A 12,036-nucleotide genomic window follows, 5' to 3' on the forward strand; every position below is an offset into this window, starting at 1 on the left:
GTCCGCTGACAACCCCTGATATCTCAGATTACCGCCGTGGAAACCCGACCGATGATTCACGGCGCCGCGGGATGTCTGTACCGGTGCAGGACGTCCCGAGGTGGAGGTGCAGACGCCATGACACAAACATTTGCGACCGTCGACGAGTACATCGATTCGTTCCCGGACGAAACCCGACCGGTTCTCGAGGAACTGCGACAGACAGTCCGGCGGGCAGCCCCCGAGGCGATCGAAACGATCAGTTACGGCATGCCCACCCTGATGCTGAACGGCAGTTACCTGGTGTACTTCGCGGGATGGAAACACCACGTGAGTGTGTATCCGGTCCCCGCCTTCGACGGGTCGCTGGAGACGGAACTCGCGCCGTACCGAGCTGCGAAAGGCACGGTGAGATTTCCCCTGGGAAAGCCGCTACCGAACGACGTCGTCGAACGACTTCTCACCCATCTCGTCGCGCGCCGGCTCTCGAAGATCGCGCCCGAATATGCCGGATGATCTGCAGTTCGTGCGGAGTAAATGGGATGACGTCGGTGCGAGCCGCGAGTATTGTCGGTGGCCGCTGTCACACTGTGGCCCAGACGCCACAACGAGGGTCCGCATGCCGAAGGACGGGAACTTCTGATGGTCGACGCGATCACAGCAGAGGGTCTGGTGAAGCGATACGGAAAAGTCACGGCGCTGGGCGGGGTCGATCTCGCGGTCCCGGCCGGCTCGGTGATGGCACTTCTCGGCCCGAACGGTGCAGGCAAGACGACCGCGGTCCGGGTGTTCACGACATTGCTCATTCCCGACGAGGGACACGCCCGGGTCGCCGGACTCGACGTGGTCGAGGATGCGCGGCTGTTGCGGTCCCGCATCGGCGCGTCGGGGCAGTACGCGGCCGTCGACGAATACCTGACCGGGTTCGAGAACCTCGAGATGGTGGGCCGGTTGTATCACCTCGGCGCGAAGCGGAGCAGAGCTCGGGCCCGCGAACTACTCGACCAGTTCGATCTGGTCGAGGCGGGTGACCGTCCCGTGAAGGGCTACTCCGGCGGTATGCGACGCCGGCTCGACCTGGCCGGGGCGTTGGTGGCGGAACCGGAGGTTCTGTTCCTTGACGAACCGACCACAGGTCTGGACCCCCGTGCCCGGCTGGCCCTGTGGGACGTGATCGACGCCCTCGTCGCCCGGGGCACCACGCTGTTGCTCACCACGCAGTACATGGAAGAGGCCGAGCGTCTGGCGGATCAGATCGCGGTGATCGACCACGGTTCGGTGATCGCGCGCGGAACCGCCGACGAGTTGAAGGACCGTGTCGGCGGTGAACGCATCGAGTTGAGCGTCCGGGAGGGAATCGATCTCGAGGTCGTGCGGGACGAGTTGGCTTCGCTCGCCTCCGGCGAAGTCCAGATCGAGCGGAACGTCCGCCGGGTGACGGTCCCGGTGACCGGCGGTGCCGACACTCTCGTCGAGGCACTCGGGCGACTCTCGCACCGAGGGGTGAAGGTGTACGACGTGGGACTGCGCAGACCCACGCTCGACGACGTCTTCCTCACCTTGACCGGGCACGAGGCCGAAGAGGAGCGCATCTCATGAGTGCACCCCAAACCCAGGCCGTCCACACGGCAATCTCCGACGGGCTCACCATCGCCAAGCGCAACATGATCAAGATCAAGCGGGTGCCGGATCTGATCGTCTTCACTACGCTCTCGCCGATCATGTTCGTGTTGCTGTTCGCGTACGTCTTCGGTAGTGCCATTCAAGTCCCGGGCATGTCGTATCGAGAGTTCCTGATTGCGGGAATCTTCACGCAGACAGTGATCTTCGGGGCCACGTGGACCGGACTCGGCATGGTGGAGGATCTGCAGAAGGGGATCATCGACCGGTTCCGGTCCCTGCCCATGGCGCCGTCCGCCGTTCTTCTGGGGCGGACGTCCACCGATGTACTGATCAATATCGTCAGCCTGGTGGTGATGTCGCTGACGGGTCTGATCATCGGCTGGCGTATCCATTCGAGCCTCGCCGAAGCGCTTCTCGGCTACGCCCTGCTCCTTCTGTTCGCTTATGCGTTGTCGTGGGTGATGGCCGTGGTCGGGCTGTGGATCCGGACGCCCGAGGTGTTCAACAATGCCAGCTTCATCGTGATCTTTCCGCTGTCGTTCATCGCCAACACGTTCGTGGAAACCACCAACCTGCCGGGGCCGCTGAAGGTGATCGCGGAATGGAATCCGGTCTCCGCGCTCACGCAGGCGGTGCGGGAACTGTTCGGAAACACCAATCCGGCCATGACCGTTCCCGACGCATGGCCGCTGCAGAACCCGATCCTCGCCTCGCTGGGGTGGACCGCGTTGCTTCTCATCGTGTTCGTGCCGTTCGCCATCTATCGGTACAAGAAGGCTGTGAGCCGCTAGTCGACAAGTGGGGGCGGTACTGAGTGACACGAACTTTCATTCGTATTACCGGGCAAATCGGTCGAGGGCCGGCAACCGCCTGATCCTTTTCCTGCGACTCCTACCGCCGCGCTGAGACTAGTGATACCGTGCTCGCATTATGAGTATCAAGCCGATAGGTTCACTGATGATGAGTGCGCTCGTCGGACCGTCGGTGGAAGGGGACACGACCGACGGAGTGATCCTCGACGCGACGCTCCGCTGCCTCGGTCGCCACGGTCTCGAGCGCATGACGGTGGGGGATGTGGCGACCGAGGCAGGAGTGGGGCGAGCCACGGTATTCCGGCGTTTCGAGACAAAGGACGAACTCGTGCGCCGGGCGTTCGCGTGGGAACTCGCGAGGCTGGCCGAGCGGTTCCACGCGGCCACAGACTCGATCGAGGATCCGCTCGAGCGGACCATCGAATGGATTGTGCAGTCGGTGCATGTCGTGCGCACCCATCCGGTTGCCCGGCGGTTCGTCGAGGACGATGCCGCGCTCCCCACGCTCCGCGATCCGCAGGTCACCCAGATTCTGCTCGCCTCGGTCGGTCACTATCTCGACATCACGGTGCGCCCGGCAGAAAACGACTTCGACACCGACACCGTCGCGGAGATGATCGTCCGGTTCTTCTGCAGCGTATGGATGACTCCCGATCTCGGCACGGCAACTGCCGACGACGCCGGAGTCCGCAGAATCGCCCGGGCGATGCTGTCCTTCCTTTCCGTCCCGCAGACACCTGCCGACGACAACTGACGCACGACCCACCGACCGTGCTGCGGTCGAGATCGAGGAGCGCGAATAATGGAAACTGATCCTGTTCAACATGTTTCACCGAGCATCGAGGACGACGTTCCTGTTGCCGATCGGACGTTCGTCCATTTGCTGGCCGAGCGCCGGATGTGGCCGCTGTTCCTGTTCCGGGCGATGGCGCTGCAGGGCACGCATCCAACCATCATGGTTGCACTCGAACAACACTCGAAGGGATTCGCCGAGCCGGCGGTACGGGCGGCGAACACCTTGGCCTACACCTATCGAATCTACTTCGGCGAGAACGTAGCCGAATCCGCACGCGAACTCCGGGAAATGCACCGGCCCATCACAGGCGACGACTACGACGGCCATAAGTACCACGCCTGGAACCGCGACGTGTGGACCTGGGTGCACCTCACGACAGTGGAAGCGCTGCTGTACGCCATCACCGTGTGCTTCGGGGAACAGCCGGCCGCCGCGTCCGAGGCGTTCTACCAGGAAAGCCGCCGCCTGGGAATGCTGTACGGGGTGCGGGACAAGGACATGCCGGCCGACATCGCCGGGCTCCGAGAATACGTCGACACGGGGGTTCGCGAGAAGCTCGCGATGTCCCAGGGCACTCGCCGACTCCATCAGCTCGTCGACGAGCAGGCGGTCCTTCCCCTGCTGAGTCCCGCACTGGCGGCACTGCCGCGTCCGCTGCAGGTCCTGACCGACCGACTCACCTCCCGGCCGATGCACACACTGATGTTCGGCACCTTTCCCGAACCTGTCCGGCAGCTCTGGGGCGTCGAATGGTCACGATTCCGCCAGGCCGAGTTCACCGCGTTGCTCGCCGTCATGCGGACCGGGTCCCGCCTTCTTCCAGAACGCGTCCGCATGGTTCCCGAGGCCCTGGACGCGCTGCGCGGCTGAGCCCGTCATTCCTGTCCGTCCCGAATAGCCACACCGTCGACCACAGATCTTGGAGTTCAGGTGTCGAATAGCTTCACCGCCGCGTCGTCCATCGCGCGGTCGCTCGGTCAGGCCGTTGCCGCGGTATCCGCATGGGTGCCGACCCGCGGCCCGACGAGATCCGATGACGTCACGGCCGAGTTCGTCACCGCACACCTGGGCGGGAACGTGCCGGGCGCGCAGTGCGAGGCGGTGGTATCACTCGACGGTACGACCGGCACCACGGACCGTCGCAGGCTCGCGCTGGAATGGAACACGGATGGTGCTGCCGCGGGACTACCGGCCTCGGTGTTCGTGAAGAGCACCCCGCTGACCATGAAGAACAGGCTGATGGTGGCGCCACTCGACATGTCGGCCAACGAAGTTCGCTTCTATCGCGACATTCGGCCGAACCTGAACGGCCACGCCCCGAAGTCGTGGTTCACCTACTCGGGTCCGGGCGCTCGCCACATCCTGATTCTCGAAGACCTGGTCGATCGCGGGTGCCGCCCCTATGCGCTCACCGACGACTGCTCGGTCGAGCATGCCCGCGCGGTTCTCGTCGCCCAGGCCTCGTTGCACGCGGCCATGTGGGCCAGTCCGCGATTGAGCACCGATCTCCGCTGGGTCAAACGCTGGAGCGAGCGTCCCGGCTATGCCGCGCTGATCCACATGTACCGCCGCAGCAGACGGAGATACATCGAGGACGGCGGTCCGCGCCTGACCCGTGAGGCTCGCCGGTTGGCCGCGGCGCTCGACCGCCACGACTGGGCCCTCTACCGGGAAATGGAACGCGGTCCGCTGACGGTGCTCCACGGTGACCCCCATTTCGGCAACACCTATGCGCTGCCCAACGGCGAAGCGGGCCTGCTCGATTGGCAAGTCGTCTGGCAGGGACCCGGATTGCGGGACGTGACCTACTTCCTGCTTTCCGCCCTCGAACCCGCGGTCCGGCGTGCCCACGAACGAGAACTGTTGCAGGCCTACCTCGATGCCCTCGCCGAAGCGGGCATCGACCCACCGAGCCTCGACGAGGCATACGATCGGTACTGCCTCTTCGCGGCGGAAACCTTCGATGCAGGTTGCCTGCTGGCAACGTGGCCCGGACTGCAAGCGCCCGAGAACGTCGAAGCAGTCATGTCCCGTGGCCTCGCTGCGCTCGAGGATCTCGACAGCGCCGACGCGGTCGAACGAGCGGCGGCGCGTTCATGACAGAGAACGGCACAGTCCAGGTGTCTTCATCGGAGTGGAAGCCGGATTCGGTCGCAGGTGCGGGACGGATGGTGGACCGACCTGGCCGCGGACTGAGCGATCAGGTGGTGATCGCGCGAATGATCGATTCCGTACGCACGCTCGGGCGGGTCATCCGACTGGGCGCCAGGGCTACCGGCCTCATGCTGGTCGACATTGCGCGAGGGCGATTTCCCATGCGCGAAGCACTGGTTCAGGCTTGGTTCTTCGTTTCGGTGTCGGCAATCCCGGCGATTCTGATTGCGCTGCCTCTCGGTGTGGTGATCGCCGTGCAGGTCGGCAGCATGACGGAGAACGTCGGTGCCAACTCCATGGCCGGCGCAGTCGGCGGAATGGGCGTGATGCAGCAGATCGCCCCCTTGGCGGCCGCCCTGCTGGTCGGAGGTGCGGGCGGATCTGCGATCGCAGCCGACCTGGCCTCGCGCACCATCCGTGAGGAGATCGACGCGTTGCGCACGATGGGCATCGATCCGCACCGGCGACTCGTCGCCCCTCGAATTCTGGCGATGGTCGTCGTCGCACCCATGCTGTCGGTGCTGATCATCCTGATGAGCATCCTCGCGAGTTTCGCAGTGGCCTCCCTGGGACAGGGTGTGGCTCCCGGTTCGTACTGGTTGTCCTTCGGTAGTTTCGCGTCGGTCACCGACCTGTTCGTCTGTCTCGGGAAGGCCGCCACGTTCGGCTACCTGGTGTCGGTGATCGCCGCACACCGGGGACTCGAAGCCAAGGGTGGCCCGAAAGGGGTGGCGGACAGCGTCAACGCCGCCGTCGTACTCGGCATTCTCGCCTGCATGGTCACGAATCTCGTGATCACCCAGCTCGTCCTGATGTTCGTTCCCTCGAGGTTCCTGTGATGAGCTACCAGCTGCGCCCCGGGCCCGTCGACCAGCCCGCCGACTACCGCCCCAAGGGATTCGGGTGGACGCGTCACGCCGAGCGCGTGTGGCGTCCGATCGAAGAACTCGGAAACCAAGTGCATTTCGTGTGGTCGGCGTTCTTGGGCATCGGCCATGCTCTGCGCCGGAACCGGAAGCAGGCGGTCAACATCTTCACCGACCTGACGTGGGGGAACGGTCGGTCGATCGTCGTCGGAGGCGGTGTCGCGCCGGTCCTTGCGATCATGGGCGTGGTCGCGGGCGGGATGATCGGCATCGTCGGATTCGCCGTGCTGGACATGCTCGGGATCGGCCCGTTGGCCGGAGTGATGTCGGCGTTGGCCAATCCGCGTGAACTGGCCCCGCTGGTCGCCGCCATCGGGTTCGCCGCGCAGGCCGGATGCCGCATCACCGCGGAGATCGGGGCGATGCGGATCTCCGAGGAGATCGACGCACTCGAAGCGCAAGCGATCTCCCCGATCCCGTATGTCGTCTCCACAAGAGTCGTCGCCGCTGTGGCCGCAGTGATCCCGTCCTACCTCATCGCCCTGGCGTTGGGATTCGCGACCACCGGAGCCACCGTCACCCTCGTCGAAGGACAGGCCTCGGGCGCATACGATCACTACTTCCGAATGTTCACCGAGCCAATCGATCTGGTCTATTCACTGATCAAGGTCGTGGTGTTCGTCATCGTGGTCACTCTCGTCCACGCTTATCAGGGTTTTCATGCGAGTGGGGGGCCCGAAGGGGTCGGTATCGCGTCCGGTCGCGCAATCCGTGCCAGTCTGGTGCTGATCGTGATGACGGACATGGTGCTGACTCTCTGCATGTGGGGTCTCAACTCGACGATCAGTTTCTCGGGGTGAGTAACGAAGTGAGCAGAGCACTACAGTTCTCGGGCCACGGACCGAGCAGGCGCGGTGTGAGGGTGCGCGGCCTCGCCGTGATCGTCGTCGCCGTCCTGGTCGCCGGCGCATCGTGGCGACTTACGCAACCCGATCAGGACGGTCACGTCCAGTTTGCTGTGCAGGCAGCGAATATCGGCGACGGTGTGTCCGATGCGACCACTGTTCGGTTGCGGGGCATGCCGATCGGCACGGTGACCGACGTAGAAGCGAAAGGCCCTCACCGGCAGCTGATAACCCTGAGTGTCGGTGCGGAGCGCGTGGGTGAACTGTCGACCTCCATGCAGACGCGCTTCGTCTCGTCGAACATATTCGGATCGACGGCCCTCGAACTCATTCCGATGCCTGGCGGAGAGCCAGTCGGCCCCGACACGGTCCTGGACATGGGCGACGTCGGTGACTACACCGTCACCACGATCCTGCGCGACTCGGGCCGCCTGGTCCTGGACGTCGTGACAGCGAAACTTTCGGATTCGATCGACAGTTCCGCCGCGCTGACCCAGCAGATGGCACCGATGCTCGCGTCTGCGCTCCTCGTGATGCGGACTGTCGCTCGGGCGCGGAACGTGCCGCTGCGCGACCTGTTGCCGAACCTCGCGGACGTCACCGAAGGCGTGTCGGTGTTCACACCGTCCGCGCTCGGGACGATGCATGCGATCGCAGCCGTCGAGGAGTTGGACGACGATTTCAGGACACGCCAGGCCAGCGAGACGATCACCGAGGTGTCGAATCTCGTGTTCGCGCTGTCCGGTGACCTGGTCGGCGCTCTCGGACCGATGTCGGGTGCGGTCGACATGCTGCTCGATCTATTGATTCCCATGAATAGGTCGATCAGAAACGTGACACCGGAACAGGTGGGGCAACTCGTCGACGGCGTGGACGGTGCGCTGTATCACCGCGACGACAAGGTCGTGTTGGGAGTCGACGTGCTGGTCGAGACATTCCCGGCATTCCGGGTTCCGCTGGCGGCGACAGCCGGGGGTGCGCGATGAGGACACCACGTCAAGCCGCCGTCAGGCTCGCACTGCTGGCGGCCGTAGTCGGGCTGATCATCGTCCTGATCGTTCAGGCGATCGAGCGCCCGGTAGCCGGTTCGACCACGACCTACCAGGCCCGGTTCGGTGACGTCTTCGGTCTGAAGGAGAACGCGGACGTGCGAGTTCGCGGTGTCCAGGTCGGGAAGGTCACGGATATCGGACTGTCGGAGGAGGGCCAGGCGGTCGTGGAGTTCACAGTCCTCGACGGGTACCGGTTACGTGAGCCCGACCTGATCGCGGTCAAGTTTCAGAACCTCACCGGCCAGCGTTATCTGGCGCTCGAAAAGAGTGAGGAGGAGGGTCCGGAACTGGACCCCGACGAGATGGTGACCCATACAGTGGATTCGTTCGACATCACCACGGTGTTCAACGGTTTGAGGCCGCTGTTGAGGGAAGCAGATCCTGCCGTGTACAACCGGCTGGCCACGAACGTGACCGCCTTGATCGAGGGCAGCGAGGACAGAGTCACACCGGTCATGCGCGACATCGCGGCCCTGGCGTCATTCGCCGATGACCGGAGCGCACTGATGAGCACCATCGTGGGCAACCTCGAATCGCTGTCGGACCAATTGCAGGGCAGGTCCGGGAATCTCGAGAACATCCTGCGGGTGTTCCACTCGATCTTCACGCCTCTGGTGACCCGGATGGGCGAGTTCCTCGTCCTGGTGGAGAAAGGTGCGGTGGAGATGACCCAAATATCTCACACGGTCGATGCCCTGTCCCGGCTGCTGCTGGGCGCGACGGACAGCAACGACGAGTTCACCCGTCGTGTCGGTGAGGTGATCCCCGATCCCTCGACTGCCGTGCGCACCTTATCGGTTCTACCCGGCATCTTCGAAGGATTGAATACCCTCATTCCGACAACCGATCCGGAAAGGCAGTGCAGTAATGGCACCGTCGCCCTGCCTGTTACCGCCGACGTGCTGCTGAACGGCCGACAACTGACCGTCTGCAACGGGGGTGCGTGATGCTGGCGAGACGATGGATCGAGAGGTTCGATTTCGGGCCGGAAGAAGCGAATCCACGGACGCAGCTGTTGTGGGCGATCGTCGCTATCGTGGTGATCACCCTCGTTCTCGGCATCGTGGTGTCTGTCTACACGCGGCCACCAGGCTATTCCTCCTACCATCTGGAGCTTCCGGAATCGGGTGGTCTCGCCGCGGGTGACGACGTCCGAATCGCAGGCGTTCCGGTCGGCAAAATCGAAGCGCTGCACCTTGCCGAGGATCACGTCGACGTCGAATTCACCGTCGGCTCGACGCACAGGTTGGGCGACCAGACCTCGGTGTCGGTCAGAATGCTCACCCCCATCGGCGGTCTGTACCTCGCCGTGCATCCCGACGGGCAGAAGCCGCTGGACGGCGGCATTCCGGCCGAACGAGCCACGCTGCCGTTCCTGGTCAACGACCTCTTCGAGGATGCGGACGCAGTGGTGGAGGAACTCGACACCGAAGCACTGCGGATGGCTCTCACCAGGACCGCCTCGACGTTGGCGGACTCGCCGGAGGCGATCCGTAGCACGGTGACGGATCTCGAAACGGTGGTGACGGTATTCGCGCAGCAGAAGGATCAGATCGAGGATCTGGTCGCATTGTCGAACGAATACCTCCGGACCGCGAACGACAACCAGGATCTGGCTGTCGAGATCATTCGGGGCTACTCGGTGCTCGGCCCGCAGATCATCGCTGCGCAGGACAACGTTCAGACATTCGCCGACAAGATCGCGGCGCTCACCGGGTTACTGTTCGACTTTCTCAGTGGTCCGTACGCCGAGAAGATCGAGCCGCTGTTGCCGCCTCTCGAAGACACCCGCGAGGCGAGTGGGGAACTGCTGGAGTCCGTCGATTCGGTGATGACGTCGATGACCTCGACGTTGACGGGACTTGCGGCAATCGCGGGTCCCGAGGGTCAAATGCTGATCGATCAGAGCGGGCTGACGGTCCAGCGACCCGACGTCTGTCTCCCGATGCCGGGAACACGGTGCTGACGTGTCAACACAGTCCACGATAAGACGACGATGGCTGATCGTGTCGATCGCGACGGTCGTCGCGGTGGCCCTCGCGGGGGCGACGGCGTTCCGGCCATCGATCGGTAGCGAAACACATACTCTCTGCGCTCGTTTCGAGAACTCCTTCGGCCTGTATGCGGGGTCGCCCGTGACCATCCGCGGCATCACGATCGGAACCGTGCAGAGCGTCGAGCCCGACGGAGGCGGTGTGCGGGTCGATATGGACACCGACGAACGGGCGTTGCCGGCCGACGTGGGGGCGGTGATCACCAACGCGTCGATCCTGACCGATCGACGGGTGGAACTCGTCGACGCCGATCCCCTTCCCGGCCCGGTCCTGTCGCGCGAGAACTGTATCGACGAGTCCCGGACCCGCGTTCCCGTCAGCGTGTCCGACGCACTCGGATCGTTCACCGAGTTGGTCCGCCAGATCACCGAACGTGGGCCCGACGGGACCGCGCCCCTCGAATCGACACTTCTGGACGCGGGTCGCGAGTTCGATGGACTCGGCCCCGCGCTCAACAAGGAACTGCGCTCGCTGGCCGACCTCTTGTCCTCGCCGGACAATTTCATGGATCAGCTCGGTAAACTGCTCGACAATTCGGCCGAGCTGAGCACTTTCGTTACCGACGAATGGCCGGATATCAAGGTTACGATGCAGACGTTCGCACCCGGCCTGCATTCGATTCAGCAGATGCTCGTCGTCGCGAAAATTCTGGTCGAAAAGCTCTCCAAGGCGGTCGGACCGTTGGATCGGCTCTTCAACGAACACTTCCCGTACCTGATGGAGACGCTGAATTCGACCCTTCCCGTGGCGACAATGGTGCGGACCAGGACGGAGGACTCCCACGACCTGCTCATGAAGATCCCAGGTGTGATCGAGATGTTGCGCACCATGGTCGAATCCCGACCCGGTTCGCTGGCCGTCGAATTCGCTCCACCGCGGACGGAGGTCCGCACTCCGAACGCGGCGCAGCTGTGCGCTGCAGTGGCTCAGGCAGATCCGGACGGCTGCACGGTGGTGACCGATCGGTCGGTGTCCGTCCCGCTTCCGCAACTGATGCTGTCGACGATCGGAGCGACCCCGTGACCTCAACGACTGCGCGCATACGCACGCTGCTCGGGATCTTGTTGGCCGCGACGATGATTCTGCTCTGTGGATGTGGTTTCAATCCGAGCAACTACTCCATGCCGGGTGCGGGAGTGCAAGGGCCGACGTATCGGCTGAACCTCGAGTTCGATTCGTTGCTGAGCCTGCCCGCCGGCGCGGAGGTGCGCAGCGGCGGCATTTCCGTCGGCTCCCTGGACTCGATCAGCCTCGGGCCGCGCAGCGCCACGGCGCACATCGACGTCGACGACTCGGTCCGCATCCTGGCCGGGACCCGGGCCGAACTGCGGCAGACGACCGTGATGGGCGACATCTACATCGCGCTGCTCGCGCCGACGGCCGAAGACGCTGCCCCGTTGCAGAACGGCGACACCATCCCTCTTGCCGACACCGACACCGGCCCCCAGATCGAGGAGATGCTCGAGCGGATCGCCACCTTTGTGAACGGCGGCAGCATGACTCGGTTGCAGGACTCGATCGGCAGGATCAACGAAGTTCTTCCCGAGGATCCGGCACAGACGCGCGACCTCGCGGCCGACATTTCGACGGACATGAGTGACGCGGCAGCGAACCTGGACGACATCGATCGCATCGTCGTCGCCACCGGCGAATTGTCGGAGCGTCTGCACGGCATGCGGAACGAGGTCGGATTCATCTTCTCCGATGTGGCACGGCGCCGCCTGGACAGGGTGCCGTACTTCATGGAGGCCGTGCTCAATACCGTCATCGACGTCAACAAGTTGACCAACGGTCT

Annotated in this window: 13 protein-coding genes; all 13 read left to right on the forward strand. The window is 64.0% G+C overall.

Annotated features, from left to right (window positions below; translation table 11 throughout):
* Positions 1-117: 117 nt before the first annotated feature.
* A complete protein-coding gene (locus WAW17_RS03625) occupies positions 118-495 on the forward strand; it encodes an iron chaperone (protein ID WP_422331647.1) in 378 nt (125 codons plus the stop codon).
* Between the two features lie 126 nt (positions 496-621).
* On the forward strand, positions 622-1,578 hold the full coding sequence (locus tag WAW17_RS03630; RefSeq protein ID WP_422331659.1) for an ATP-binding cassette domain-containing protein: 957 nt from the start codon (positions 622-624) through the stop codon (positions 1,576-1,578).
* The gene (locus WAW17_RS03635) at positions 1,575-2,393 is read left to right on the forward strand and encodes an ABC transporter permease (protein ID WP_422331648.1); all 819 of its coding nucleotides are present in this window, start codon (positions 1,575-1,577) and stop codon (positions 2,391-2,393) included. The genes WAW17_RS03630 and WAW17_RS03635 overlap by 4 nt, the downstream gene beginning before the upstream one ends.
* A gap of 139 nt (positions 2,394-2,532) precedes the next feature.
* Entirely contained in the window at positions 2,533-3,168 is a 636-nt protein-coding gene (locus WAW17_RS03640; protein WP_422331649.1) for a TetR/AcrR family transcriptional regulator, read from the forward strand.
* A gap of 48 nt (positions 3,169-3,216) precedes the next feature.
* Positions 3,217-4,080, forward strand: coding sequence for an oxygenase MpaB family protein (locus WAW17_RS03645; protein WP_422331650.1), 864 nt, complete (start codon positions 3,217-3,219; stop codon positions 4,078-4,080).
* Positions 4,081-4,140: 60 nt separating this feature from the next.
* Positions 4,141-5,310, forward strand: coding sequence for a hypothetical protein (locus tag WAW17_RS03650; RefSeq protein ID WP_422331651.1), 1,170 nt, complete (start codon positions 4,141-4,143; stop codon positions 5,308-5,310).
* A gap of 68 nt (positions 5,311-5,378) precedes the next feature.
* Complete coding sequence (locus WAW17_RS03655) at positions 5,379-6,203, forward strand: MlaE family ABC transporter permease (protein WP_422331652.1); 825 nt, start codon at positions 5,379-5,381, stop codon at positions 6,201-6,203.
* Entirely contained in the window at positions 6,203-7,090 is an 888-nt protein-coding gene (locus tag WAW17_RS03660; RefSeq protein WP_422331653.1) for an ABC transporter permease, read from the forward strand. The genes WAW17_RS03655 and WAW17_RS03660 overlap by 1 nt, the downstream gene beginning before the upstream one ends.
* Positions 7,091-7,098: 8 nt before the next feature.
* Positions 7,099-8,121 carry an MlaD family protein gene (locus WAW17_RS03665; protein ID WP_422331654.1) on the forward strand — a complete coding sequence of 341 codons (1,023 nt, stop codon included), beginning with the start codon at positions 7,099-7,101 and terminating at the stop codon, positions 8,119-8,121.
* On the forward strand, positions 8,118-9,134 hold the full coding sequence (locus WAW17_RS03670; RefSeq protein WP_422331655.1) for an MlaD family protein: 1,017 nt from the start codon (positions 8,118-8,120) through the stop codon (positions 9,132-9,134). The genes WAW17_RS03665 and WAW17_RS03670 overlap by 4 nt, the downstream gene beginning before the upstream one ends.
* Positions 9,134-10,153, forward strand: a complete 1,020-nt coding sequence (locus WAW17_RS03675; protein WP_422331656.1) for an MlaD family protein — start codon at positions 9,134-9,136, stop codon at positions 10,151-10,153. Before WAW17_RS03670 ends, WAW17_RS03675 begins: the two co-directional genes overlap by 1 nt.
* A 40-nt stretch (positions 10,154-10,193) precedes the next feature.
* Positions 10,194-11,264, forward strand: a complete 1,071-nt coding sequence (locus WAW17_RS03680; RefSeq protein WP_422331657.1) for an MCE family protein — start codon at positions 10,194-10,196, stop codon at positions 11,262-11,264.
* Positions 11,261-12,036, forward strand: a 776-nt coding sequence (locus tag WAW17_RS03685; RefSeq protein WP_422331658.1) for an MlaD family protein, incomplete at its 3' end; no start/stop codon positions are given. The genes WAW17_RS03680 and WAW17_RS03685, both read left to right, overlap by 4 nt.

The sequence above is a fragment of the Rhodococcus sp. (in: high G+C Gram-positive bacteria) genome (assembly GCF_049286785.1).
Lineage (GTDB): Bacteria > Actinomycetota > Actinomycetes > Mycobacteriales > Mycobacteriaceae > Rhodococcus_F.

What these genes read in the sequence shown, in the direction of transcription:
- WAW17_RS03625 (WP_422331647.1), top strand. Translation starts at nt 118, where the DNA reads ATGACACAAACATTTGCGACCGTCGACGAGTACATCGATTCGTTCCCG.
- WAW17_RS03630 (WP_422331659.1), top strand. Translation starts at nt 622, where the DNA reads ATGGTCGACGCGATCACAGCAGAGGGTCTGGTGAAGCGATACGGAAAA.
- WAW17_RS03635 (WP_422331648.1), top strand. Translation starts at nt 1,575, where the DNA reads ATGAGTGCACCCCAAACCCAGGCCGTCCACACGGCAATCTCCGACGGG.
- WAW17_RS03640 (WP_422331649.1), top strand. Translation starts at nt 2,533, where the DNA reads ATGAGTATCAAGCCGATAGGTTCACTGATGATGAGTGCGCTCGTCGGA.
- WAW17_RS03645 (WP_422331650.1), top strand. Translation starts at nt 3,217, where the DNA reads ATGGAAACTGATCCTGTTCAACATGTTTCACCGAGCATCGAGGACGAC.
- WAW17_RS03655 (WP_422331652.1), top strand. Translation starts at nt 5,379, where the DNA reads ATGGTGGACCGACCTGGCCGCGGACTGAGCGATCAGGTGGTGATCGCG.
- WAW17_RS03660 (WP_422331653.1), top strand. Translation starts at nt 6,203, where the DNA reads ATGAGCTACCAGCTGCGCCCCGGGCCCGTCGACCAGCCCGCCGACTAC.
- WAW17_RS03670 (WP_422331655.1), top strand. Translation starts at nt 8,118, where the DNA reads ATGAGGACACCACGTCAAGCCGCCGTCAGGCTCGCACTGCTGGCGGCC.
- WAW17_RS03675 (WP_422331656.1), top strand. Translation starts at nt 9,134, where the DNA reads ATGCTGGCGAGACGATGGATCGAGAGGTTCGATTTCGGGCCGGAAGAA.